Below are 23,346 nucleotides of genomic sequence, written 5' to 3' on the forward strand. Positions count from 1 at the left end.
GTAGAAGAGGAGTTAGATAGACTCGGGATGTACGCGCCAAGGCAACGAGGCGTTGAGTCCGCGAGCACTAACAGCCCGAAGCCATCATTCATCCGGTAATCAGAAATCTCTGCACTGCACCCGTTTTACGGGTCCAGGTGCGAACTGGACTACGCTTATACACGGTCTTGACGGACCGATTCGACCGAGCCTGGTATGATCGCGGTTCGATTCCGCGACTCGGCGTGAGACGGCCAGAGTGGTGAGGTAACACCCGTACCCATCCCGAACACGGAAGTTAAGCTCACCTACGTGTGGACGAGTACTGGCGTGGGCGACCCGCTGGGAAAGTTGACTCGCCGTCTCTCCATTCATTGCGGTCATTTTGAGTCGACGAGCGAGAAGCGACTCGCTCGTCGACTCGGCATTCATCGACGTTTGAGCGACCGCGCTCGCTGTCGTTCGTCAGTTCCGACGGGCGAAAGCGCCCGATACGGTACGCTTAAACGACTGAGTCTACAAGTGTCGACTGCGCCAAGGTGGCAGAGTTCGGCCTAACGCAGCGGCCTGCAGAGCCGCCCATCGCCGGTTCAAATCCGGCCCTTGGCTCTCTTTCCACGAACGACACGAGGTCCATCAGCGGTGGGACCGCGAACGCCCCCGATTCGGGCCGGCCTGCACGTTCAGTGCGGGATGTCCGCTCGAAGTCGGCGGATCCCTCCCCCCCGGAGGCGGGAACCCGTAAGCGACACGTCCGTCGGTGTGTCGGGCAGAGGTCCGTCCGTAGAACGTCGGCCCCGGCGACGGCTGGTAGAGAACGGGGGGAACGAGGTCGCCCAGTCGTGGCGTCGAGCTACGATTCGACTTCCGTCTTCACGACGAGCGCGGGTCGGCTCGTCAGGCGGAGCACGCGGTCGGTGACGCTCCCGAGGAGCGTCCGGTACTCGTCGGGGCGACGTTTCGTCCCGAGCACGAGCAGGTCGGCGCCCGCCTCGTCGGCGTAGTCGACGATCACGTCCGAGGGGCGGCCGTGCCGCATCGCGTCGACGCAGTCGACGCCGGCGTCGCTCGCCCGCGCCCGCAGGTCCGCGATGGTCTCCTCCCCGTGTTCCTCGAGCCCGTGTTCCGGCCCCTCGGCCTCGTCGACGTACTCGTCGCCGCTGTACGCGTTGTAGACGGACTCGTCGAGCACGTACAGCACGTGGAGTTCGGCGTCGTGGGCCGCCGCGAGCTCGATCGCGTGGGATTCGGCCTCGGTGGAGGCGGCGGTGCCGTCGGTCGACAGCAGGATCCGGTCGTACATTCGTCCGGATATCGGTGGGGCAACTACAAAATTACCACGGCGATGGTCCCCCGGGGCTGTTTCCGAAAGAGGAACCGTTTTTACGTCGGGTCTACCACCATCAGGACATGCAACGACGCGCTGTGGCAGTCGCCGCCGCTCTCTTCCTGGTAGTGGGGGCACTGTCGCTGGGACTGGTCCTCACTGGCGAGGCGCCGGCGTTCGACGCGGGGGCTGACAACGTGTATCAGTCGGGTGACGAGTTCACTGTCGACGGCCAGACGTACACCGTCGCATCAATCGAGGCGACCGAGTCCAGCGGTGGCGGCCACGGTGGCGGCGGCGGGACGACCTACGAGGCGACCATCGAGTGGGACGGCGAGAACGGCACCCAGAGCGCCACGGTCAGCCAGCACGGCAACGTCACGCTCTCGGGAGAGACCCACTTCGCCCACTTCAACTCGGGCGAGGAGGTCGTCATCTCCTCGAACTTCGACACGCTCCGGCAGTACAACACCGAGACAGCGCAGTACGAGGAGCACACCAACGGGCTCTGGGGGGTCTCCATCCTCACGGGCCTCGTGGGCATGCTCCTGATCGGGACGGCCTACCTGCCGTCGCGGTACTGAACCCGATCGCGACCCTTCTCAGTTCGCCGTTTCGAACAGTTCGCTCGCGAAGTAGCGGTCGTAGTGGCGACGGCAGCCCGGGTTGAACGCCGCACGACAGTTCGGACACCGGTCGTCGCAGTCGACGTACTCCGCGACGGTCAACACCGTGCCACAGACGCCACACAGCACTGCGTTCGCCTCCTCGGCGGCTGTTCGCTCCGCCGAGCCTGGGTCCTCGACGGCTGTTCGCTCCGCCGCGCTTCCGTTCTCGGCCGGCCCCGCGTCCTCCCCCCACCGTTCGGGCTCGTGATCGACCGCCGCGAGGTGACACTCGTAGCAGGGGTAGAACGTCCCACAGCACGGGAACCGGATCGCGATCACGTCGAGTTCGCTGTCGTAGTGGCGACACCGCGTCTCCGGGCCGACGTCGACCCCTCGGACCGTGTGGCCGTGGACCTCCATGCCGCAGCCTCGTGTGCCTCGGGACAAGGGCGTGTCGGCGATGACGGACGCGTCGCTGGCGGGTCGCGGTCGGCTCGAAAAACATTCGCCGTCCCGTTAGGGTGCTTCGCCCGTCTCGAGCGTGAAGTCGTCACGCGGGTAGGCGACGCAGGTCAGCGTGTACCCCTCGCCGATCTCCGACTCGGAGAGCATCTCCTGGTTGTCGTGGACGACGAAGTCCTCGCTCGGGCCGTCCTGAATCTGGCCCGCACAGGAGACACACTGGCCCTGCCGGCAGGCGTAGGGCAGGTCGAACCCTTCCTCCTCGCCGGCGTCGAGGATGGGCTGGTTGTTCGGAAGTTCGACGGTTTCCCCCTGCTTGGTGAACTCCACCTCGAAGTACTCCACCTCGTCCTCGGGGATGTCGCCCGGGCCCGAGGTCCCTTCGTCGGTTTCGCCCTCGAGTTCACCCTCCTCGGCGGCCTCCCCCCCGACCGCGGCCGCGGGCGCGCCGCCGCCGCCGATCGATCGGTTGTACGGCTCCGGGAAGTCCGTCTCGGGCACGCTCGCGGCCCGGCGTTCGAGCATCTCCTCGGAGATGTCCGGGGCGGACTCCCACTCCGTTCCGCGAACGTAGTGGAAAACCGCGACTGCCCCGCTGAGGACGACGGCGAGGCCCAGCGCGGTCGTGTTCACAGCCATGTTCGGAGTATTGAGTGCCCGGGTTAAGGTGGTTGTGATTCCGCGCGTCGGCTGCTGCCGTTCACTCGGGTGGATACCCGACCCCGTGCTCGGCGAGCAGGTCCGCGAACTCCGCCTCGTCGACGACCGGGACTCCCTCGGTCTCGGCGGCCTCGCGCTTGGTCCGCCCCGGCTCGTCGCCGACGACGAGGTAGTCGGTGTTGCCCGACACCGACCCCGTGGCGTTCGCGCCGTGGCGCTCCACCAGCGACTGCGCCGCGTCGCGCGTGACCGAGAGCGAGCCCGTGAACACGAACGTCAGCCCCTCGAGCTCGTCCCCCGCGGTCGTCGACGCCGGCGGCTCGGGCTCGACGCCCGCCTCGCGCAGGCGCTCGATCACCCGCCGGTTGCGCTCGTTGCCGAAGAACTCCGCGACGTGGGCGGCGACGGTGGGCCCGAACCCCTCGACCTCACGGATATCGGCCTCGTCAGCCGCGAGCAGCGCGTCGACGCTGCCGAAGGCCGCCGCGAGGTCCGCGGCCATCGTCGGTCCGACCTCGGGGATCCCCAGCGCGGCGAGGAACTCGCCGAGCGACGGCGACTTCGAGGCCTCGATCTCCGCGCGGAGCTTCTCGGCGCTCCGCTCGCCCCACCCCTCCAGTTCGGCGAGTTCCGCGGCGTCGATCTCGTAGAGGTCGGCGACGGAGTCCTCGATCAGCCCCTCCTCGACCAGCTGGCCGGCGGCTTCCTCGCCCAGCCCCTCGATGTCCAGCCCGCTGTCGGTCGCGTAGTGTTCGACCGACCGCTTGAGCTGGGCCGGGCAGGAGAGCCCGCCCGTACAGAACCGCAGCGGGCCGTCGGCCTCCACGTCGCTGCCACAGACCGGACAGCTGTCGGGCAGCTCGAAGTACCCCTCGGCGTTGTCCTCGACGACCTCCGAGACGTACGGGATCACGTCGCCGGCGCGTTCGACTTTGACCACGTCGCCCACGTCGACGCCGAGCTCCGCGATCTCGGACTGGTTGTGCAGGCTCGCCCGGGAGACCGTCACCCCGCCCACGTCGACGGGATCGAGCAACGCGACGGGGGTGAGCCGGCCGGTCCGGCCCACCTGCACCACGATGTCGGCGATGCGGGTCTCCTCCGTCCGCGCGGGGAACTTGTAGGCGTACGCCCAGCGGTAGTGCCGCGAGGTGGTGCCCAACCGCCGACACTGCTCGCGGTCGTTCACTTTCAGCACCGTGCCGTCGATCTCGTAGTCGAGGTCGTCACGGACCGCCTGCAGTTCGTCCCGGAACGCGATCGCGCCGTCGACGTCGTCGACGAGTTCGTGGCGGTCGTTGACCTGCAGCCCCCACTCGGGCAGTCGCTGATACTCGTCCCAGTTGGTGTCGAGACCCCCGACCCCGCCGGCGCCGACGGAGGCGGCGTCGTCGGCGTCGTCGGGCCCCATCTCCCCGATCGGCACCACCTCCTCGCTGGCCCAGAGCACGTCGTAGAAGAAACAGTCCAGCGGGCGCTCGGCGGTCACCGAGGGGTCCAACTGCCGCAGGCTCCCCGCGGCGGCGTTGCGCGGGTTGGCGAAGGGGTCGTCCCCCCGCTCGACGCGCTCGCGGTTGTGCTCCTGGAACGCCGAGAGCGGCATGTGGATCTCCCCGCGGACGACGACCACGGCCGGGGGGTCGCCCCGAAGCCGCTGCGGGACCGAGGCGATCGTGCGCACGTTCTCGGTCACGTCGTCGCCGGTCTCGCCGTCGCCCCGCGTGGCCGCGCGCTCGTAGCGTCCCTCGACGTAGACGATCTCGATCGAGAGGCCGTCGAACTTGGGCTCGCAGACGTAGTCGACCGCGGCGCCGTCGCCGAGTTCGCGCCGGACGCGCTCGTCGAACGCGCGCACGTCCGCGACCTCGCCCGAGGCGTCGATCGAGAGCAGTGGCACCACGAGGTCGACGCTCTCGAGTTCGTCCACCGGCTCGCCGCCGACGCGCTGGGTCGGCGAGCCCTCGGCGTCGAGGTCGAACGCCGCCTCCAACGCCTCCAGCCGCCGGAACAGTTCGTCGTACGCCCGGTCCGAGATCACGGGGTCGTTCTCGACGTAGTAGCGGTAGTCGTGGTAGCGGATCGCTTCCCGGAGCTGGTCGGCCTGCTCGCGAGCGTCGTCCGCGGACAGCTCCCCCGTCGGGGCGAACTCGGTGTCCGGGTCGCGGACGTACGGGTTGTCCGCCGGCGCCTCCTCGGTCATGGCTCCGGCTGGGGCGGGCGGCGGTAAAAAACGGTGGCCGTCGCGTCGCGCTACTCGCCGTTCGCGATCTCGCGGATGCGCTCGCTGCCGGCGTCGACGTAGCCGCCGTGGAAGCAGACGGTGTGTTCCACGTCGAGTTCACCCAGCAGCGCGACCGACTCCATCGCCTGCGCCATCTCCGGGGTGTGCTGTGCGGCCGGGCCCTGCAGTTCGCCGTCGGCGGCGGTCAGCGCGTCGCCGGCGATCAGCAACTGCTCCTCCGGCAGGTGGAACGAGGAGTGCCCGCGGGTGTGGCCGAACGTCTCGACCAGTTCGATCGGCCCGGCGAGCGTGCTGAACCCGACGCCGTCGATGACCTCCACGTCGACGCGGGCCGGCGGGTAGCGGTCGTCATCGGCTTTCACCGGGAACTCACGGCCGTCGACGTAGGGCGCCTCGGCCCAGTGGGCGAACGTCGGCGCCCCCGTGCGCTCCTGCATGGTCGCGAGCGCGCCCGCGTGATCGCCGTCGTGGTGGGTGAGGACGACGAAGCGCACGTCGTCGAAGCCGAAGCCGTGCTCGCCCAGCGCGTCCTCGAGCGCGTCGGCGTGGCCCGGGAGGGTGGTGTCGAACAGGATCAGGCCCGCCTCGGTCTCGACGGCGGTCGGCGTGAACGTTCGCTCGGCCCCGCCGAGTTCGAGCGTGACTGGGAGACTGTAGACGTGGTCGGTGAGCTCCATGCGCCGGCGTTGGGTCCGGAGGGTGGTAGAACTGACGGCGGCGACCGCGGTCCGCTCGGGAGCCAACGCTTTCCGGGTCCCGACTTCGCAGTCGTCGGCTGCCGCGTCCTCACTCGCCGAACTCGTCGGGTTCGCGCCCCTGCCGGAGGGCTTCGGTCTCCCCCGTCTCGATCGTCACCAACATCGCCTGTCCCCCGTAGCCGTGGGTCTGATCGTGGCCGCGGACCACGACCGTCTCGACGCCCTCCGGTATCTCGACCGTCGCCGAGCGAGTGAACTCCTGGGTGCCGTGTGCGTGGGCGAGCTCACGTCGGCCCAGCCGGTCGCCGTCCCGTGACTCGACCTGCCACCAGTTCGCGTAGCCGTCCTCGCCGTCGTCGTCGTGGTACAGCGTCACGTCGAACCGATAGCCGCCGTCGACGGACTCGACGCCCACGCCGACGACGTTCGCCTCCCGGAGGTCGAGTTCCGCCGCCGTGCCCGACTCCGTCTCGGAGGGTTCGTCGCCCGTCTCGGGCGGGTCAGTCCCGGAATCGCCCGAACACCCGGCGAGACCGACGGTCAGCAGGCCGGCAGTCGCCGACAGGTAGGCTCGGCGCGTCGGTGTCGTGGCCATGGCTGTTCGAGGGGCCGCGTCACGAAGTGCTTAGCGCCGGACCCGGCGTCACTCCGCGAACTTCGAAACGCTGCCGAACTCCCCGTCCGCGACCGCGTCCGCGAGCCCTCGGTAGTTCACGTCGTCGGGCATCTCCTGTGGATGTTTCTGCTGGAAGAAGCTCACGACGTTCTCCACGTCGCGTTCGAGGAACTCGTCGGCGTTCTCGTGGTCGGTCGCGACCGCCTGGGGCCAGTCGAAGACGGTGACGCCGCTCTCGGCGACGGCGACGTTGTGCTGGCTCATGTCGGCGTGGACGTAGCCGGCGTCGTAGGCGTCGCGCACCTCCCGCAGCACGAGGTCACAGACGCCGACCACCTGCTCGCTCGGGAGCGACGCGCGTTCGAGCTCGACGCCCGCGAACTTCTCCATCAGGATCGCGTGCCGGTTCTGGTCGACGGGCCGGGGGACCGACACGTCGGGGTAGAGGTCGGCGAGCACCTCGTGCTCCCGCTCGGCGGCCTTCCGGGCGGTGTAGAACCACGAGACGTGGTTCCTGTCGGCGGTGTACTCCCGCTCCTTGTCGACCTTCCGGAACTCCGTGTAGCCTTCGCGGTGGAACTTCAGCGCCATCGGCTCGTAGGACTGCACCTCGTACACGTCGCTCTCCTTGCCGACGCCGAGGGGGGCGCCCATCCCCTCGATGGTGCCGCGCTCGGAGAAGGCCCGCAGCGCGAGGCAGTCGTACCCCTCGAAGGTGAGCCGGTAGCCCTCGTACTGGATCGTCTTGCGCTCGATGAGTTCGCGGTCGGCACACCGGTCGATCCGGTAGTCGACCTCCTCGGCGGTCATGTCGGCGTACTCGGGGAGCTTCTCGCGCTGGACCCACTCCGAGAAGCGCATCCCCTGTTCGAGGCCGGAGAGGAGGTAGAAGTCCTCGGGTTCGAGCTCGGCCATCACGCTCGCGACGTTGCCGACCATACGTCTACTCCGTACTGCCCGGGAAAAAGGGTGCCGCGTCGACGCCACGAGCGCAGCCCACCGCAACCGCTTTTCCCGCCGCCCACCCAGGCTCGACCATGACCGACCACGCCGACCGGGAGTGGCGGCTGATCCGCGAGGAGGCCCGCCCCGGCCCGCTGCAGATGGCGCTGGACGAGGTGGCCGCCGAGACGGCGGCGTCCGGGGGGCCACGAACCGTCCGCGTGTACCGCTGGGCACCCTCCTGTCTCTCGATGGGCTACGGGCAGTCCGTCGACACCGTCGACTGGGACCACTGCGAGTCGGCGAACGTCGACGTGACCCGACGCCAGACCGGCGGCGGCGGCATCTACCACGACAACGAGGGCGACATCGCGTACTCCATCGCCGCGCCGGCCGACGAGCTCCCGGGCGAACTCATCGAGAGCTACCACGAACTCTGCCCGCCGATCCTGGACGCCTTCGCCCGGCTGGGCGTCGACGCCGACTTCGTCGACGAGGAGCGCCCGCCGATCTACCAGCCGGCCTGCTACCTCCGCGGCCTGCACCCGGCCCACGACATCGTGAGCGACGGCGGCGCGGGACGGAAGCTGGCCGGTAACGCCCAGTACCGCCGGAAAGACGCCGTGATCCAGCACGGTTCGATCACCTACGACGCCCGGCCGGACGCACACCTCGCGGTGTTCTCGGATCCGGACGTGAGCGTCACGGAGTTCGAAGCGCGCGTGGCGGGCATCACCGACATCGTCGATGTGAGTCGCACCGAGGCTGTCGACGCCGTCGAGACGGGGCTGGCCGAGTGGGCCGACGCCGACGAAGGGTCGTGGACCGACGCTGAACTCGATCGCGCCGCGGAGATCGCCGACGAGAAGTACCGCAGCGACGCGTGGATCAGGGAGCGCGGGGCCGAGCGGTAGCCTCGACGATCCAACTACTTTTGTCGGCCGCGGCCGCTCGTGCGTCGCGATGGCCGACCCGAGCCCGCCGATCGCCGAACTTCGCGACGCCGTCGTTCCGTTGGGTGGAACCGACCCCGAGACGCCGATCAACGCCGCTGCAGCCGACGGCCTCCGGGACGTGTTCGCCGACGCCTCCCTCGTCGGACTCGGCGAAACGTCCCACGGCGCACGGTCACAGTTCCGGCTCAAACGTCGGCTGATCCGGTTCTCCGTCGAGGAGCTGGGGGTTCGCGCGTTCGCGCTGGAGGTCGACCCGAACTGGGCCCGCCAGGTCGACGCGTACGTCGCTGATGGGGCGGGCGATATCGGGGAGCAGCTCGTCGAGGCCCGCATCAGTTGGCCGTGGAAGACCGCAGAACTGGTCGACCTGTTCGAGTGGATGCGGGCGTTCAACGAGGACCGGTCGGCGGACGACCGGATCCGGGTGTACGGTTTCGATACCACTTCCTTCGGCCGTGCGGCGGATGCCCTCTCGACGTTCTTCGACGCCGTCGACGCCGACGCGCCCGGCGTGCGCGACCGTCTGGCGACGCTCGCCGGCGATGACGACGGCGCCGCGGTCGCTGCGTCGGAGTGGCTGGTCGACACGCTCCCGCCGCTGTTCGAGGACCACGGGGACGAGTGGGCAGCGCGGTGCTCGGGCCGGGAGTTCGCGTTCGCGCGACGGCAGCCGGCGCTGCTCGCGCAGGCCGGCGACCTCGCCACCGCCGACGCGGAAGACCGGTTCGCGCTCCGGGACGAAGCGATGGCCGCCAACGCGTCGTGGATCGTCGGCGACGCCGGCGCGGACCGGGCGGTGCTCTGGGGCCACAACGTCCACGTCGCCCGGGGCGAACTGTCCGACGGGATGCTGGGTTTCTCCGGTCGAACGATGGGCGACCGCCTCGCGGCGAGTCGGGGGGACGACTACGTCCCGATCGGCATCGGTCTCGGGAGCGGCGAATACCTCGCGATGGACGCCGAGACGATGGGGCCGGCGACACCGACGGTTCCGGAGCCACCCGCAGGATCGATTCCGGACGCGTTCTCGCGACTCGACGTCGCGGCGCCGTTCGTCTCGACGGCGGCTCTCCACGAGCGGGCGCCGATCGCGGACTGGCTCGCCGCCGACACCCGGCGCCACCGCATCAGCGGGATGGTCGAGGACGGCGAGTCGCTGACCTACGTCGCGTCGGACCTCTCCGAGTTCGACGGCTTCGCGTTCGTCGGGACGACCGGGCCGACCCGTCACCTCGGGCTCGACGGCTGAGTGCGGACCGCCGGCGGGGCCTCCGATCACCGCTCGGTGGCCGTATCACCCGCCTTCGAACACTTTTTGCCGGTCGCTCGCGGACTCGAACCATGCTCAAAATCGGGGCGCACGTCTCCATCGCGGGCGGGGTCGACAACGCGGTGGAGCGGCAGGTCGAGATCGACGGCAACTGCGGGCAGGTGTTCACCCACTCGCCGCAGGTCTGGGACCACGGCGAAATCACCGACGACGAGGCCGAAACGTTCCGCGAGGGGACCGACGAGGAGCTCGCGGGCCCGTGGGTGATCCACTCCTCCTACCTCGTGAACCTCTGTACGCCCAAGGAGGACCTCCGCGAGAAGAGCCGCGACTCGATGCAGCAGGAGGTCGCCGCCGCCGAGAAGCTCGACATCGACTACGTCAACGTCCACCTGGGCGCCCACACGGGCGCGGGCGTCGACGGCGGCCTCGAGAACGCCGCGAACGTGATCGACTCGCTGGACGTGCCCGACGGCGTGACCGTGCTCGTCGAGAGCGACGCCGGCAGCGGCACCAAGCTCGGCGGCCAGTTCGAGCACCTCGCGAGCGTCATCGACCGGACCGACGAGGAGATCGGCGTCTGTCTCGACACCGCCCACATGTTCGCGGCGGGCTACGATCTCTCCACCCCCGAGGCCGTCGACGAGACGGTCGCGGAGTTCGACGACGTGATCGGCACGGAGTACCTCCACTGCATCCACCTCAACGACTCCAAACACGCCTGCGGGACGCACAAGGACGAACACGCCCACATCGGCGACGGCCACATCGGCGACGACGGGATGCGCCGGATCGTCAACCACCCGCAGTGGCGCGATCAGCCGTTCGTCCTGGAGACGCCGACCGAGGACGGCCGGAGCTACGCCTGGAACGTCGACCACGTTCGGGAACTGCGTGAGGAGTAGGTCGGCGACCGCAGTAACGCATATACGTCTCAACCAACTCCGTTCGGTCATGATTGCGAGGGGCCGATGACCGAGGACGCCGTCTCGTTCTCGCTCTCGGACGGCGAGTTGACCGTCCGGGACGAGGCCGGCAGCGGCGAGGTCGTGGTGGACGTCGACGGGGCCACCTCGGTCACGCCCGCGACCGACGCGTGGTTCGACGTGCCCGTCGACGCCGCGGTGAGCGTCGAGACCTCGTCGATGGAGGTTCAGGGGGCACCCGCCACCCAACTCCGGCGCGTCGACGGCGAGAACTACGGCTCGCTCACGGGAGGCACGTTTTCGATCGACGGGGAGACGTACGTCGATATCACCACGGCGATGAAGCTCCTCGTGTACGTCGACGGGGAGATGACCGGCCGGTTCGTCGGTGACGCGGAGAACCCCGATTCGTTGCTCTTGACGTTCGACGATCCGACCCGCATCGTCGTCGGCGCCCGCTCGTTCCACGATTCGCCGATCGCGACGATGACCGTGACCGACGATCCCGAGGACCTGATGACGGCGGCGTCGCACCTCGGGTCCGCGATCAAGGAGTGGTCGGCCGAGCGGTCGTGGCCGACGCTCCGGGGGCACCCACCCGCCATCGAAGCGGGCGACGAACTCGACGTCCCCGACTGCCTCTCGGTTCCCGATACCGACGTGACTGTCGCCGTTCCGCCGAATACGGCGGACGTTCTCCGCGTGACTCCCCTGGCGTACTACTTCGGCGCCGACGTCGTGTCCGGGGACCGGGCGGAGCTCCGACTCGGTACCCAGCACGTCGAACCGCTCGGGGCGGGCGCCGAACTGGAACAGTCGGTGGACGATCTCCTCGCCCACGCCATCGTGCTCGACAGTCTGGTCCGGATCGACGGCTACTACTCGTTGCCACGCTACGAGTACGAGGAAATCGCGCCGGAGCTCCCGTTTTACCCGCCCGAGCTCTACGACGAGCCGATCCACCGACAGCTACTGGAGTATCTCGAAGTCTCGTTCGAGACGATACGGCCGTACATGCCGACTTGGCACGCGGTCGGCACGCTCCGGCCGACCGCCGCCGCCGCCGAGGCAGTCCCCTACCTCCTGAGTACGCTCGCTCGAGTTCACGTGACCCCGGACGGGGTTCCGCGGCAGTCGCCGCCCGACACCGGAAAGCCGCTCGATCTCTCGCCGAGCCCCGCCGTCCCGCACCGCACCGCCGCACTCCCGACGCCCGCCCGCGAGAGGGCAGCCGAGCACGAGGAGCGCCGATCGGGCGACGCGTCCGTGCTGTTCGTCGGTTGGGAGGCGCCGTACGGGGCGGGGTTCACTACCGTCGACTGGAGCCGGTTCAAGATCGATGCCACCCCGACTGCGACGTACCGGCCGTCCGTCACCCGGGCGGAACTCCGTTCACTACTCGCGGAGGAGTACGCCCACGTCCACTACGGGAACCGCGTCACTGAGGAGGGGTTCGTCTGTTCCGACGGCGTGCTCGCGTTCGAGGATTGCCCCGACGGATCGGTGGGGGCGATCTCGTTCGTGTGGGGGCAACGGACGACGGCTGCACTCACGGACCTTCTCGACACGGTGTCGGTCGCCTGCCTGACCGACGAGCAGCTCTCGATCGAGGAGGCACAGGAACTGGCAGTCTACCTCGTGCTCGGCCGATCGGTCGCGTCGAGCGCCCGCCTCACGGGAATCGACGCGGTTCGCTATCTGGGGGACGCATTACTCCCGGTCGCACACAGACCAGTCGGGTACTGCCCGACCGTCTTCCAGGTCGAGCGAGCCGACGATAAGTTCCACGTCTCGACCGTACTCGACACCAACGAGCGTGACCTGATCGGACGGGTCTCGACCTCCCGCTTCCAGGAACTATCCGACCGGTTTCAGCTGTCGGGAACAAGTGTTTGCATCCCCGAACCGGTCTCGGGGGACGAGCTCGCCGATATGCTGACGGTCGACGGCATCTTCCGGTTCGACTGGCGGACGGAGTCGGAGCGGGACCCGGCCCTGTCTGCGCCCGACGACCTCCTCACGAAGTAGCCCGCTTCCGAGGGAGACTTACCACTCCGCGCCCAACGCCCGCTATGCGACCCCTCCTCCTCGTCGCCGTGCTCTCGCTGGTCGTCGCGCCCGCGGCCGTCGCCGCCGCGCCCGCCGACGCGGCCGCGGCGCCCGCGGTCCAGACCGACACCAGCCTCTCGGGTACCGTCAGCTACCTCAACGGGAGCGCCATCTCCGACGCGACGGTGATCGTCGGCAGCGAGGCCCGGCTCGGTAACGCCTCCGAGAGCGAACTCCGCGAGATCGCCGCGAACCCGCCCGACGACGTGGCGACGACGACGACCAACGCCTCCGGCGGCTACGAGATGACCGTCGCGGACGAGGTCGACGCCGAACTCGTCGTCGCGGTCGCCGACGCGGGGACGACCCGCCCCCGTCGCTACGTCGCCGGGGAGATGGACCTCACCGTCCGCACGACCGCGACGCTGACTCTCGAGTCGCCCTCGGTCACTGCCGAGCCCGGCGAGCGGATCCGGGTCCCGTTCTCGCTCACCAACACCGGCGACCAGCCGGTCGAGGGGCTCTCGCTGTCGCTGACGCTGCCCGACGGCTGGAACCACGTCTCGGCCACCTCCGAGACCGGGACGTACCACCAGAGCAACCGGACGTTCACCTGGGGGCCCGTCGAACCGGGCGAGACGGTGGAGGCGTCGTTCCGCATCTTCGTGGGCCTCGACGCCATCAACGACTCCGCGGAGACGTACGAACTCGCGACGTTCGCCGACAGCCGGACCCACCCCCTCGACGTGTCGGACGCCTCGGTCACCGTGCGCTACCCGACCGAGCGGACGAACGCCGAGGTGCCCGGCTTCGGCGCGCCCGCGGCGCTCGGTGCCGTCGCCGTCCTCGCCGGCGCGGCCGCGCTCGCCCGACGGGACTGACCGACTCACTTTTCCTCGTTCCGGCACCACTGGCGCCCGTGCGGGAGTTCACGCCGGAGTACCTCGAACACACGCGCCGCGGGATGTGGGAGTCGACCGCGGCGCTCGACCCGCTGGCCCTCGAGAGCCGGGACCGCGTGCTCGACGTGGGCTGTGGGACGGGCGAACTCACCCGCGTCCTCGCCGCGGAGGCTCCCGGCGAGGTGATCGGCGTCGACGCCGACAGGGCGCTGCTGGCGGTCGCTCGCGAGGGGACCGGGATCCCGACTGTCACCGGGGACGCGACCCGGCTGCCGTTCCGCGCCGACGCGGCCGACCTCGTGGTCTGTCAGGCGCTGCTCATCAACCTCCCCGACCCCGCCGCGGCGGTTCGGGAGTTCGCCCAGGTTTCCTCGGACCTCGTCGCGGCGATCGAGCCCGACAACGCCGCCGTCGAGGTGTCCTCGACCGTCGACGCCGAGGAGCGACTGGAACGCGAGGTCCGGCAAGCGTACCTCGATGGGGTCGGGACGGACGTGGCGATGGGCGAGCGCGTCGGCGACCTGTTCGAGGCGGCCGGCCTCGACGTGATCGGCCGGCGCACCTACCGCCACGAGAAGCTGGTCGAACCGCCGTACTCCGAGCCGGCGATGGAGAGTGCGGCGAGGAAAGCCAGCGGCGCGGGGATCGCGGACCACGAACGGGAAATCCGTGCGGCGGGCGCCGACTACGACGAACTCCGGGCCGCGTGGCGCGAGATGGGGCGGGACGTGGTCCGCGAGATGGGCGAGGAGGCGTATCGGCGCCGCGAGGTGGTGCCGTTCGAGGTGACCGTGGCGCGGGTCTGAGAGCCAGACCGCGGATCCCCTACACCGCCTCCATCGACGCCAACAGCCGACACTTCCGGCACACGTCACCGGAGGTCGTCGAGCCACACTCCTCGCACTCGCCCAGGTCACCGTCCTCGTCGCCGCCGTACGCGTCGGCGGCCAACTCGGCCAACTCCTCGTAGCCCGACATGATCGAGTGGCGCGTCCCGGGGTGGTTCTCCTCCAGCTTCAGCAGCAACTCCTGGATCTCCCCGCGGTACGCCTCGCTGGCGTGGGGGCACTCGGTGATGTGGGCCGGCAGGTCCTCCAGGTGGGCGTAGAGCGCGACCTCCTTCTCCGGGATGTCCCGGAGCGGCTTCGCCCGCGGGACGAACGAGTCGCTCTCCTCGCGGTCGTCGAAGCCGCCGATGGAGGCGTCGAAGTGCTTGGCGACCTGCTTCACGTCGCCCTCGAGGAAGTTCATCAGCGCCGTCTGGGCCTCGTCGTCGAGGTTGTGGCCGGTCAGCAGCTTGTCGGCGCCCAGCTGCTCGGCGTAGTTCTCCAGCAGGTCACGGCGGAACACCCCGCAGTACGCACAGGGCGCCATGTTCTCCGGATCGTCCTCGACCACGTCGTCCATCCGGACGCCGAACTCCTCCTCGTAGCCGACCACCTCGTGGGCGATCCCCAGCTCGTCGGTCAGTTCCTCGCTCGCGGCCAGTGACTCGTCGCGGTACCCCTCGATCCCCTCGTGGATCGACAGCGCGACCAGTTCGATCCGGGGGTCCTCGCCGAACGTCTCCGCCAGGATCTCGGTGAGGACGACCGAGTCCTTCCCGCCGGAGAGCCCGATCACCCACGTCTCGGGCTCCTCCGGCGTCGCCTCGCGGGAGACGAGGCTGTCCTCGCGCACTCGGCGACGCACCCGCTTCTCCACCGAGCGCGTGAAGTGCTCCTCGCAGAGGTGGGCCCCGGAGTAGGCGGCGTGCATCACCGCCTCGGACCCACACCGGTCACAGTCCATTTGCCGGCGCTAACCGACCTGCGGGGATACCGGTTTCGCTCGCGGGGTCGCCGTGTCGGCCGGGCGCCGTAGCACGGTCCGCGCAGTTCGATCACGGACGCGCTTTGGTTTCGAAAGTTCGAAGCCAACGAAACATTCGCTCCGAAGGCGCAAACGCACTAAGGGAGGAGCCCCTATACGTAGATACCCATGGAAACGCGAACAGTACAACTGAACATCACGGGCATGTCCTGCGCCAACTGTTCGGCGACGGTTGGCGACGCCCTGGAACTGCTCGACGGCGTCGAGGAGGCGAGCGTCAACTACGCCACCGACGAGGGCTCCGTCGAGTACGACCCCGAGGAGGTATCGCTCGGCGAGATCTACGACGCCATCGAGGACGCCGGCTACGGCGTCGTCTCGGAGACGGCGTCGATCGCCATCTCCGACATGTCGTGTGCGAACTGCGCGGAGGCCAACGAGGAGGCGCTCGAGGACCTCCCCGGCGTCGTCGACGCCGAGGTGAACTACGCGACCGACGAGGCACAGGTCACCTACAACCCCGAGGCGGCCTCGCTTTCGGCGATGTACGACGCCATCGAGGACGCGGGGTACACCCCCGTCCGCGAGGACGGCGACGACGACGAGGGCGAGTCCGCCCGCGACGCCGCCCGCAACGAGGAAATCCGCAAACAGCTCCGGCTGACGCTGTTCGGCGCCGCGCTGTCGGTGCCGCTTTTGTTCTTCCTGCTCGAGCACTTCTTCTTCGACGGCCTGCTCGGCGACTCGCTGCTGGGCGTGCCGCTGGGCTGGGTGATGTTCGCGCTGGCGACGCCCGTCCAGATCGTGCTCGGCCGGCCGTTCTACAGGAACTCCTACAACGCGCTCGTCACGAACGGGCGCGCCAACATGGACGTGCTGATCGCGCTCGGGTCGACGACCGCGTACACTTACTCCGTCGCGGTGCTTGCGGACCTGATCGCGGGGAGTCTCTACTTCGACACCGCGGCGCTGATCCTCGTGTTCATCACGCTCGGGAACTACCTCGAGGCCCGCTCGAAGGGGCAGGCCGGCGAGGCGCTCCGGACGCTGCTGGAGATGGAGGCCGACACCGCGACCGTCGTCGACGAGGACGGGAACGAGGAGGAGATCCCCGTCGAGGACGTGGAAGTCGGCGACCGGATGAAGGTCCGGCCCGGCGAGCAGATCCCCACCGACGGCGTGGTCGTCGACGGCCAGTCCGCGGTCGACGAGTCGATGGTCACCGGGGAGTCCGTCCCCGTCGAGAAGACCGAGGGCGACGAGGTCGTCGGCTCGACCATCAACGAGAACGGCGTCTTGGTCGTCGAGGCGACGAAAGTCGGCGCGGACACGGCGCTGCAGCAGATCGTCCGGACGGTGAAGGAGGCCCAGTCCCGCCAGCCCGACATCCAGAACCTCGCGGACCGCATCTCCGCGTACTTCGTGCCGGCGGTGATCGTCAACGCGGTGTTCTGGGGCGCGGTCTGGTACCTGTTCCCCGGGACGCTCGCGGGGCTCGTCAACGCCCTCCCGCTGTGGGGGCTGGTCGCCGGCGGCCCGGCGGTCGCGGGCGGGGCGGTCTCGGTGTTCGAGTTCGCGATCGTCGTGTTCGCCTCGGCGGTGCTGATCGCCTGTCCCTGCGCGCTGGGGCTCGCGACGCCCGCGGCGACGATGGTCGGGACGACGATCGGCGCCCAGAACGGCGTGCTGTTCAAGGGCGGCGACATCCTCGAACGCGCGAAGGACGTGGACACGGTCGTCTTCGACAAGACCGGGACGCTCACCGAGGGTGAGATGGAGCTCACCGACGTGGTCGTGTTCGACGGCCGGACCCCACGCGCCGACGGCGGCGACGCGGCGCCGGACGGCGGCCAGTTAACCGAACGCGAGCGACTTGACGAGGACGACGTGCTGCGGTTCGCGGCGATCGCCGAGAGCGGCAGCGAACACCCGCTGGCGCGGGCGATCGTCGACGGCGCCGAAGCTCGGGGGATCGAGGTCGGCTCGCCCGAGAGCTTCGAGAACGTCCCCGGCCACGGCATCCGAGCGACGGTCGACGGCGGCGAGGTGCTGGTCGGCAACCGGAAGCTGCTCCGCGAGAACGGCGTCGACCCCGAGCCGGCCGCGGAGACGATGGAGCGACTCGAGAGCGAGGGGAAGACGGCGATGCTGGTCGCCTACGAGGGCGACCTCGCGGGCGTCGTCGCCGACGCCGACACGGTCAAGGAGAGCGCGAAGTCGGCCGTGAGCCAGCTCCGCGAGCGCGGCGTCGACGTGATGATGCTCACCGGCGACAACGAGCGGACCGCCCGCGCGGTCGCCGAAGAGGTCGGTATCGACCCCGAGAACGTTCGCGCGGAGGTGCTGCCGGCGGACAAGTCCGACGCCGTCGAAGCCATCCAGGACGAGGGCCGGAAGGCGATGATGGTCGGCGACGGCGTCAACGACGCGCCCGCGCTCGCGGTCGCCTACGTCGGGACCGCGATCGGTTCGGGGACGGACGTGGCCATCGAGGCCGCCGACGTGACGCTGATGCGCGACGACCCCGTCGACGTGGTGAAGGCGATCCGGATCTCCGACGCGACGCTGCAGAAGATCAAGCAGAACCTCGTCTGGGCGCTGGGCTACAACACGGCGATGATCCCGCTGGCCTCGCTGGGGCTGCTCCAGCCGGTGCTCGCCGCGGGCGCGATGGCGTTCTCGTCGGTGTCGGTGCTGACGAACAGCCTGCTGTTCCGGCGGTACACGCCGGACCACGACTACGAACTGTTCGGCCGCCTCCGCTAGGCGGCGCTCTCGCTGTTCGATTTTCGATTTCTGCCGGAAAAGTCGCGGCAGCGTCGATCATCGCCGCCGACCGTCGAGTTCGACGGCCGCTCAGGCGGCGCTCGGGGTCGGGCCGGACTCCGCGGCCTGGAGCAGCTCCTGGTAGCGGTTACGGATGGTGACCTCGCTCATGTCGGTCACCTCGCTGACCTCGCTCTGGGTCAGCGCGTTGTTGGTCAGCACGCCCGCGGCGTAGATCGCGGCCGCGGCCAGCCCCACGGGCGACTTGCCCGAGTGGACGTTCTGGCGCTTGGCGGTCTCCAGCAGTTCGCGGGCGCGGCGCTCGGTCTCGTCGTCGAGGTCGAGGTCGCTGGCGAACCGCGGGAGGTACTCCAGCGGGTCCGCGGGCTGGACCTCCAGCTTCAGCTCGCGCACGATGTAGCGGTAGGCGCGCTTGAACGTCGCCTGGTCGACGCGGGAGACGGCGCTCATCTCGTCGAGGCTGCGGGGGACGTTCCCCATCCGGGCCGCGGCGTGGAGGCTCGCGGTCGCGATCCCCTCAATCGAGCGGCCGGGGAGCAGGTCCTTGTCGAGCGCCTGTCGGTAGATCACCGACGCCGTCTCGCGGACGTTCTCCGGGAGGCCGAGCGCGGAGGCCATCCGGTCGATCTCGCCGAGCGCCTGCTTGAGGTTGCGCTCCTTGTGGTCGCGGGTCCGGAACCGCTCGTTCCACGTGCGCAGGCGCTGCATCTTCTCGCGCTGACTGGCCGAGAGCTGGTTGCCGTAGGCGTCCTTGTTCTGCCAGCCGATGTTGGTCGAGAGGCCGTCGTCGTGCATCATCTTCGTCGTCGGCGCGCCGACGCGGGACTTCTCGTCCTTCTCGCCGGCGTCGAACGCGCGCCACTCGGGGCCGCGGTCGATGCCGCCTTCGTCGACGACGAGGCCACAGTCCGCACAGACCGTCTCGGCCTGCGACTCGTTCGTCTCGAGGTTGCCACCGCACTCGGGGCAGTGGTGCTCCTGCTCGGTCTCTGCCCGCTCGGTCTCGGTTTCGCGGTGGGTCGTGTTGGTGCTCATTGATTGGAACCGAAGGATCCCGACGCGGGGGCGCCGGGCTGTCTTCACTCCGGGGTAGGGTAGTAAAGTATATAAGGCTTTTGGCTAGGTATATCACGGTCTATAGCCCTGATTCGACGGTATTCGAACGGTAGAACCGATACGGGTGGACCGGTAGGTTCTTGAGTGGAATAACCTTGTGTAAGTGTCACACGATTCGGATACGGGTCGCTGCTGGCGTCGGGATCTCGCGACGAAAACGACCCGCGGTCTCAGTCGCTCGCGACCCCACAGCCGCCGTCGTAGTCGACGCCGGCGAGGTCGTCGATGCCGTCGTCGCCACAGACCGGACAGTCGGGGTTCCGCTGGTACGGAACCGTCTCGAAGGAGAGCTCCCGGGCGTCGTAGAACAGCAGCCGACCAGTGAGGGTCTCTCCCAGTCCGAGCAGCACTTTCACGGCCTCGGTCGCCTGCAGACAGCCCACGGTGCCGGGGAGCACGCCCAGCACGCCCGTCGTCGCGCAGTCCGGCACCGTCCCGGGTTCGGGCGCCTCGGGGAACAGACAGCGGTAGCAGGGCCCGTCGGGGCTGAGGGTGGTGATCTGCCCCTCGAACTTGTAGATCGCGCCGTGACAGAGCGGCACGCCCTCGATCTGGCAGGCGTCGTTGAGCATGTACCGCGTGGGGAAGTTGTCGGTACAGTCGACGACCACGTCGTAGTCGGCGACGAGGTTGCGGGCCTCCTCGGGGGCGATGCGGCGTTCCATCGCCTCCACCTCGATGTCGGGGTTGAGGTCGGCGACGAACTCCTCGGCGCTCTCGGCTTTCGGGCGCCCCACGTCGGCGTCACGGTGGATCACCTGGCGCTGGAGGTTCGAGCGCTCGACGACGTCGTCGTCGACGATCCCCAGTCGCCCCACGCCCGCGGCCGCGAGGTACTGGATCACCGGCGCGCCGAGGCCGCCGGCGCCGACGACGAGCGCGCTGCCCTCCAGCAGGCGCTTCTGGCCCTCCGGCCCCACGTCGTCGAGGATGATGTGCCGGGAGTAGCGGTCGAGTTGGGTGGCGTCGAGTGAGAGGTCGCTCATGGGGCGTGTTGGGGGCCGGCCGGGGTTAAGCGCACGGACGGTGGCCCGTCGTCGCCGTGTCGCCGCCGCAGGTGGCTTCCCTCCCCCGCCCCAGTTCCGGGTATGGTCACGACCAAGCGCTACCACCTCGCCCAGCGACCCGAGGGCGTCCCGGACGACGACACCTTCGACCTGCGGGAGGTCGACCTCGACGACCCCGCGGGCGGCGAAGCTCTCGTGAAGATCCGCTACCTCTCGGTCGACCCCTACATGCGCGGCCGGATGGACGCCGGCGAGTCCTACGCGGACCCGTGGGCGGTCGGCGACCCCCTGCGCGGCGCCGCCGTCGGCGAGGTCGTCGACGAGGCGAGCACCGAGTTCGACGCCGGCGACACCGTCGTCGGCAACATGGCGTGGGCCGAGTACCACCTCGCGGACGCAGCCGACCTCCAGCGCATCGAGACGGGCGCGCTCCCGGTCTCGACCGCGCTGGGCGTCGTCGGCATGCCGGGCCGCACGGCCTACTTCGGCACGCGCGAGGTGCTCGAACCCCGGGCGGGCGACACGGTAGTCGTGAGTGCCGCCGCGGGCGCAGTCGGGTCCGTGGTCGGCCAGCTCGCCAAACTGCAGGGCGCGACCGTCGTCGGCTTCGCCGGCAGCGACGAGAAGTGTGAGGTCGTCGAGGACGAGTTCGGTTTCGACGCCTGCATCAACTACGAAGCGACCGACGACTACGTCGCGGTGCTCGCCGACGCGGCGCCCGAGGGCGTCGACGGCTACTTCGACAACGTCGGCGGCCCGATCACGGACGCGGTGTTCACCCACCTCAACGTCGACGCCCGCGTGGCCGTCTGCGGCCAGATCGCGCTGTACAACGCCGAGGAGACGCCGACCGGGCCGCGGAAGCTTGGGAAGCTGATCGAGACACGGGCTCGCGTGCAGGGGTTACTCGTCGGCGACTTCGCGCCGCGGTTCGAGCAGGCCACCGCGGACCTGGCGGAGTGGGTCGCCGCCGGCGACATCCAGTTCCGCGAGACCGTCACGGAGGGGCTGGAGAACGCGCCCGACGCGTTCCTCGGGCTGTTCGAGGGCGAGAACGTCGGGAAGCAGGTGGTGAAGGTCGGGGAGTAGCCGACGCCGACGCTGTTTTCGGCTGCGCCGTCGCGACGCGACGTGAAAGAACGGAGAACCGATTTGCGGTTACACGATCGCGGCATGGGCTCCCTGCAGCCGACACGAGGTCGGCTGCTGGTCGCGCGCCGTGATCGGCTTACTTCCCGCCGCGGTCGCCCGACGCCACGCTGGGTCGGACCTTCTCGGCACCCTTGCCGCGGGTGCGAAGCCCGCGGTTGGACTTGCCGGCGTTGGTGAGGCCGCGGAACGCGCGACCGGTCTGGGAGTCGTCGCAGATCCAGTTGAGGTCGTCGTCGTTCTGGATCGCGGCGTGTTCGGGGTCCACGAGGATCGCCTCGAACCACTTCTGGGAGCCGTCCTCGCCGACCCAGTAGGAGTTCATGACCCGGAGGTTCGGGTACTTGCGCGTCGCGCGCTCCTCGGCGATCCGCTGGATGGAGGTCCGGCGGCCGAGGCGGTTGACGCCCTGGCGCTTCGAGCGGCGGCCGGCCTTGTGTCGGCGCTTGCGCGCGCCGCCCTTGCGGACGGCAATGCGGACGACGACGATGCCCTGCTTCGCCTTGTAGCCCAGTTCGCGGGCCTTGTCCAGTCGGGTCGGGCGGTCGATTCGCTCGATGGCGCCCTGCTCGCGCCAGTCCTGTTTTCGCTGCCACTGCAGCTCGGCGAGCTTGCCGTCGCCGGGCTGCTTCCACGCGTCCTTGATGTGGGAGTAGAAGCTTCGTGCCATTGTTCTGTGCGGGCGCTTGCGATTCAGTCGAACGAGGCAACAGCCCCGGCCGACCACATTTCGTCCCGAGCTATCGGGTGCCCACTGGCGTCCCGTCGACCAGCGAGTTGGACGTGGATAGTCCGGATTCGGTGGTAAGGGTTTCGAAGCGGGTCGGCTCACACCTTGTGTACGTTCGCGTCCGCGAACTCCCGAACTCTCGCGAGCGTCGGAACGCCGTTCCGGGCGCCTCGCTCCCGCGTGGCGAGCGACGCGGCGACCGTCGCGACGCCGACCGCCTCGGGCAGCGGGTCGCCGGCGGCGAGTCGGGCCCCGAGGAACCCGTTCAGCACGTCGCCCGCGCCGGTGGTGTCGGTCACCGGCACCGTCGGCGGGGAGACGGTGAACTCCCGCTCGGCGTCGACGATCACGTCGTCGCCGCCGCGTTTGCGAACGACGACCCCGTCGAACGCGTCGAGTTCGGACTCGAGGGCGGCGTACTCGCTCTCGTTCGGCGTCACGTAGTCCACGGCGTCGTCGTCGAGCAGCGCCGCCGCCCCCTCCGCGGGCGCCGGGTCGAGCACGACCGTCGGCCGGTCGGGCTCGGTCGAGAGCTCGGAGAGCAGCCTCGAGACCGGCGCCGTCGGGATCTCGTTCTGGATGAGGAGACAGTCCGCGTCGACGATCGTCCCGTAGTGGTCCCGAACGTACGTCCAGTCGATCGCGTCGTTCGCCCCGGGCCGCACGACGATCCGGTTCTCGCCGTCGTCGTCGACGAACACGTACGCCGTGCCGGTCGGCACCGACCCGTCGGTTTCGACGGCAGTCGTGTCGACGCCCGGCTCCGCGAGCCGCCCCCGCACGTCGAACTCCCGGTGATCGGTCCCCACCTTCCCGAGCATCCGCGTGTCGCCGCCCGCGCTCGCCGCGGCCGCGGCCTGGTTCGCCCCCTTGCCGCCGTGGAAGACGGTGTCAGCTTCCTCGGGGAACGCCGCCGGCACCCCCGAGACCTCGACGGTTTCGCCCCGCTCCGGGAACCAGTCGTACCGGGCCTCGAACTCGTCCAGTTCCGCGGCGGTCACGTTTTCCACTCTGTCGACGTTGATGCTCCCGAGGCTGACGATCCGGCTCATGGGGCGGGTTGGTGCTCCCTCACTACTCGAACGGCATAAAGAGGCGGTTCGCGGCG

21 protein-coding genes, 1 tRNA gene and 2 rRNA genes are annotated in these 23,346 nt (G+C 69.4%); 12 read left to right on the forward strand and 12 right to left on the reverse strand.

What is annotated here, in order from left to right; genetic code table 11:
* The 3 genes from BMZ83_RS17090 to BMZ83_RS04675 all read left to right on the forward strand — a co-directional run.
* Positions 1–91, forward strand: a 23S ribosomal RNA gene (locus BMZ83_RS17090); the annotation flags it as partial.
* Between the two features lie 134 nt (positions 92–225).
* Positions 226–347, forward strand: a 5S ribosomal RNA gene (rrf, locus tag BMZ83_RS04670).
* 165 nt (positions 348–512) lie between these two features.
* Positions 513–588: transfer RNA gene (locus BMZ83_RS04675), tRNA-Cys, on the forward strand.
* A 244-nt stretch (positions 589–832) separates the two neighbouring features.
* Here the strand turns inward: BMZ83_RS04675 and BMZ83_RS04680 are convergent.
* Positions 833–1,282, reverse strand: a complete 450-nt coding sequence (locus BMZ83_RS04680; RefSeq protein ID WP_074876183.1) for a universal stress protein — start codon at positions 1,280–1,282, stop codon at positions 833–835.
* A gap of 107 nt (positions 1,283–1,389) precedes the next feature.
* On the opposite strand from BMZ83_RS04680, the gene BMZ83_RS04685 reads away from it, so the two are divergent.
* Positions 1,390–1,890, forward strand: coding sequence for a hypothetical protein (locus tag BMZ83_RS04685; RefSeq protein ID WP_074876186.1), 501 nt, complete (start codon positions 1,390–1,392; stop codon positions 1,888–1,890).
* A gap of 18 nt (positions 1,891–1,908) precedes the next feature.
* Here the strand turns inward: BMZ83_RS04685 and BMZ83_RS04690 are convergent, their stop codons facing one another.
* From BMZ83_RS04690 to BMZ83_RS04715, 6 genes are all read right to left on the reverse strand, one after another.
* Positions 1,909–2,334 carry a CHY zinc finger protein gene (locus tag BMZ83_RS04690; protein WP_074876188.1) on the reverse strand — a complete coding sequence of 142 codons (426 nt, stop codon included), beginning with the start codon at positions 2,332–2,334 and terminating at the stop codon, positions 1,909–1,911.
* Positions 2,335–2,430: 96 nt separating this feature from the next.
* Positions 2,431–3,015 carry a 2Fe-2S iron-sulfur cluster-binding protein gene (locus BMZ83_RS04695; RefSeq protein ID WP_074876189.1) on the reverse strand — a complete coding sequence of 195 codons (585 nt, stop codon included), beginning with the start codon at positions 3,013–3,015 and terminating at the stop codon, positions 2,431–2,433.
* Between the two features lie 61 nt (positions 3,016–3,076).
* Positions 3,077–5,236, reverse strand: coding sequence for an NAD-dependent DNA ligase LigA (ligA, locus tag BMZ83_RS04700; protein ID WP_074876191.1), 2,160 nt, complete (start codon positions 5,234–5,236; stop codon positions 3,077–3,079).
* A 50-nt stretch (positions 5,237–5,286) separates the two neighbouring features.
* Positions 5,287–5,955, reverse strand: a complete 669-nt coding sequence (locus BMZ83_RS04705; protein ID WP_074876194.1) for an MBL fold metallo-hydrolase — start codon at positions 5,953–5,955, stop codon at positions 5,287–5,289.
* Between the two features lie 109 nt (positions 5,956–6,064).
* A complete protein-coding gene (locus BMZ83_RS04710) occupies positions 6,065–6,571 on the reverse strand; it encodes a hypothetical protein (protein WP_074876196.1) in 507 nt (168 codons plus the stop codon).
* Positions 6,572–6,619: 48 nt separating this feature from the next.
* Complete coding sequence (locus BMZ83_RS04715; protein ID WP_074876199.1) at positions 6,620–7,531, reverse strand: serine/threonine-protein kinase RIO2; 912 nt, start codon at positions 7,529–7,531, stop codon at positions 6,620–6,622.
* A gap of 98 nt (positions 7,532–7,629) precedes the next feature.
* Between BMZ83_RS04715 and BMZ83_RS04720 the strand changes: the two genes are divergently transcribed.
* From BMZ83_RS04720 to BMZ83_RS04745, 6 genes are all read left to right on the forward strand, one after another.
* On the forward strand, positions 7,630–8,448 hold the full coding sequence (locus BMZ83_RS04720; protein ID WP_074876201.1) for a lipoate--protein ligase family protein: 819 nt from the start codon (positions 7,630–7,632) through the stop codon (positions 8,446–8,448).
* A gap of 49 nt (positions 8,449–8,497) precedes the next feature.
* Positions 8,498–9,739, forward strand: a complete 1,242-nt coding sequence (locus tag BMZ83_RS04725) for an erythromycin esterase family protein (protein ID WP_074876203.1) — start codon at positions 8,498–8,500, stop codon at positions 9,737–9,739.
* Between the two features lie 92 nt (positions 9,740–9,831).
* The gene (locus BMZ83_RS04730) at positions 9,832–10,665 is read left to right on the forward strand and encodes a deoxyribonuclease IV (protein WP_074876205.1); all 834 of its coding nucleotides are present in this window, start codon (positions 9,832–9,834) and stop codon (positions 10,663–10,665) included.
* Between the two features lie 66 nt (positions 10,666–10,731).
* Positions 10,732–12,714 carry a hypothetical protein gene (locus tag BMZ83_RS04735; RefSeq protein WP_074876207.1) on the forward strand — a complete coding sequence of 661 codons (1,983 nt, stop codon included), beginning with the start codon at positions 10,732–10,734 and terminating at the stop codon, positions 12,712–12,714.
* A 44-nt stretch (positions 12,715–12,758) separates the two neighbouring features.
* Entirely contained in the window at positions 12,759–13,616 is an 858-nt protein-coding gene (locus tag BMZ83_RS04740) for an NEW3 domain-containing protein (RefSeq protein WP_074876209.1), read from the forward strand.
* Between the two features lie 38 nt (positions 13,617–13,654).
* Positions 13,655–14,443, forward strand: coding sequence for a class I SAM-dependent methyltransferase (locus BMZ83_RS04745; RefSeq protein ID WP_074876211.1), 789 nt, complete (start codon positions 13,655–13,657; stop codon positions 14,441–14,443).
* 19 nt (positions 14,444–14,462) lie between these two features.
* Here BMZ83_RS04745 and ncsA read toward each other — a convergent pair whose 3' ends face one another.
* Positions 14,463–15,428, reverse strand: a complete 966-nt coding sequence (gene ncsA / locus BMZ83_RS04750; protein WP_074876213.1) for a tRNA 2-thiolation protein NcsA — start codon at positions 15,426–15,428, stop codon at positions 14,463–14,465.
* 189 nt (positions 15,429–15,617) lie between these two features.
* Here ncsA and BMZ83_RS04755 point away from each other — a divergent pair, with 189 nt between their 5' ends.
* Complete coding sequence (locus tag BMZ83_RS04755) at positions 15,618–18,215, forward strand: heavy metal translocating P-type ATPase (RefSeq protein ID WP_074876215.1); 2,598 nt, start codon at positions 15,618–15,620, stop codon at positions 18,213–18,215.
* 90 nt (positions 18,216–18,305) lie between these two features.
* On the opposite strand, the gene BMZ83_RS04760 is transcribed toward BMZ83_RS04755, so the two are convergent.
* On the reverse strand, positions 18,306–19,271 hold the full coding sequence (locus BMZ83_RS04760) for a transcription initiation factor IIB (protein WP_074876217.1): 966 nt from the start codon (positions 19,269–19,271) through the stop codon (positions 18,306–18,308).
* 251 nt (positions 19,272–19,522) lie between these two features.
* Positions 19,523–20,338 (reverse strand): SAMP-activating enzyme E1, encoded by an 816-nt coding sequence (gene ubaA / locus BMZ83_RS04765; RefSeq protein ID WP_074876219.1) that lies wholly within the window; start codon positions 20,336–20,338, stop codon positions 19,523–19,525.
* A gap of 102 nt (positions 20,339–20,440) precedes the next feature.
* Here ubaA and BMZ83_RS04770 point away from each other — a divergent pair, with 102 nt between their 5' ends.
* Positions 20,441–21,448, forward strand: a complete 1,008-nt coding sequence (locus tag BMZ83_RS04770) for an NADP-dependent oxidoreductase (protein WP_074876221.1) — start codon at positions 20,441–20,443, stop codon at positions 21,446–21,448.
* A 139-nt stretch (positions 21,449–21,587) separates the two neighbouring features.
* On the opposite strand, the gene BMZ83_RS04775 is transcribed toward BMZ83_RS04770, so the two are convergent.
* Positions 21,588–22,178, reverse strand: a complete 591-nt coding sequence (locus BMZ83_RS04775) for a 50S ribosomal protein L15e (RefSeq protein WP_074876223.1) — start codon at positions 22,176–22,178, stop codon at positions 21,588–21,590.
* 158 nt (positions 22,179–22,336) lie between these two features.
* The gene (locus tag BMZ83_RS04780) at positions 22,337–23,290 is read right to left on the reverse strand and encodes a PfkB family carbohydrate kinase (RefSeq protein WP_074876226.1); all 954 of its coding nucleotides are present in this window, start codon (positions 23,288–23,290) and stop codon (positions 22,337–22,339) included.
* Between the last annotated feature and the right edge of the window lie 56 nt (positions 23,291–23,346).

Source organism: Halolamina pelagica (assembly GCF_900115675.1).
Taxonomy (GTDB): Archaea; Halobacteriota; Halobacteria; order Halobacteriales; family Haloferacaceae; genus Halolamina; species Halolamina pelagica.

What these genes read in the sequence shown, in the direction of transcription:
- BMZ83_RS04680 (WP_074876183.1), bottom strand. Translation starts at nt 1,282, where the DNA reads ATGTACGACCGGATCCTGCTGTCGACCGACGGCACCGCCGCCTCCACC.
- BMZ83_RS04685 (WP_074876186.1), top strand. Translation starts at nt 1,390, where the DNA reads ATGCAACGACGCGCTGTGGCAGTCGCCGCCGCTCTCTTCCTGGTAGTG.
- BMZ83_RS04690 (WP_074876188.1), bottom strand. Translation starts at nt 2,334, where the DNA reads ATGGAGGTCCACGGCCACACGGTCCGAGGGGTCGACGTCGGCCCGGAG.
- BMZ83_RS04695 (WP_074876189.1), bottom strand. Translation starts at nt 3,015, where the DNA reads ATGGCTGTGAACACGACCGCGCTGGGCCTCGCCGTCGTCCTCAGCGGG.
- ligA (WP_074876191.1), bottom strand. Translation starts at nt 5,236, where the DNA reads ATGACCGAGGAGGCGCCGGCGGACAACCCGTACGTCCGCGACCCGGAC.
- BMZ83_RS04705 (WP_074876194.1), bottom strand. Translation starts at nt 5,955, where the DNA reads ATGGAGCTCACCGACCACGTCTACAGTCTCCCAGTCACGCTCGAACTC.
- BMZ83_RS04710 (WP_074876196.1), bottom strand. Translation starts at nt 6,571, where the DNA reads ATGGCCACGACACCGACGCGCCGAGCCTACCTGTCGGCGACTGCCGGC.
- BMZ83_RS04715 (WP_074876199.1), bottom strand. Translation starts at nt 7,531, where the DNA reads ATGGTCGGCAACGTCGCGAGCGTGATGGCCGAGCTCGAACCCGAGGAC.
- BMZ83_RS04720 (WP_074876201.1), top strand. Translation starts at nt 7,630, where the DNA reads ATGACCGACCACGCCGACCGGGAGTGGCGGCTGATCCGCGAGGAGGCC.
- BMZ83_RS04725 (WP_074876203.1), top strand. Translation starts at nt 8,498, where the DNA reads ATGGCCGACCCGAGCCCGCCGATCGCCGAACTTCGCGACGCCGTCGTT.
- BMZ83_RS04730 (WP_074876205.1), top strand. Translation starts at nt 9,832, where the DNA reads ATGCTCAAAATCGGGGCGCACGTCTCCATCGCGGGCGGGGTCGACAAC.
- BMZ83_RS04735 (WP_074876207.1), top strand. Translation starts at nt 10,732, where the DNA reads ATGACCGAGGACGCCGTCTCGTTCTCGCTCTCGGACGGCGAGTTGACC.
- BMZ83_RS04740 (WP_074876209.1), top strand. Translation starts at nt 12,759, where the DNA reads ATGCGACCCCTCCTCCTCGTCGCCGTGCTCTCGCTGGTCGTCGCGCCC.
- ncsA (WP_074876213.1), bottom strand. Translation starts at nt 15,428, where the DNA reads ATGGACTGTGACCGGTGTGGGTCCGAGGCGGTGATGCACGCCGCCTAC.
- BMZ83_RS04755 (WP_074876215.1), top strand. Translation starts at nt 15,618, where the DNA reads ATGGAAACGCGAACAGTACAACTGAACATCACGGGCATGTCCTGCGCC.
- BMZ83_RS04760 (WP_074876217.1), bottom strand. Translation starts at nt 19,271, where the DNA reads ATGAGCACCAACACGACCCACCGCGAAACCGAGACCGAGCGGGCAGAG.
- ubaA (WP_074876219.1), bottom strand. Translation starts at nt 20,338, where the DNA reads ATGAGCGACCTCTCACTCGACGCCACCCAACTCGACCGCTACTCCCGG.
- BMZ83_RS04770 (WP_074876221.1), top strand. Translation starts at nt 20,441, where the DNA reads ATGGTCACGACCAAGCGCTACCACCTCGCCCAGCGACCCGAGGGCGTC.
- BMZ83_RS04775 (WP_074876223.1), bottom strand. Translation starts at nt 22,178, where the DNA reads ATGGCACGAAGCTTCTACTCCCACATCAAGGACGCGTGGAAGCAGCCC.
- BMZ83_RS04780 (WP_074876226.1), bottom strand. Translation starts at nt 23,290, where the DNA reads ATGAGCCGGATCGTCAGCCTCGGGAGCATCAACGTCGACAGAGTGGAA.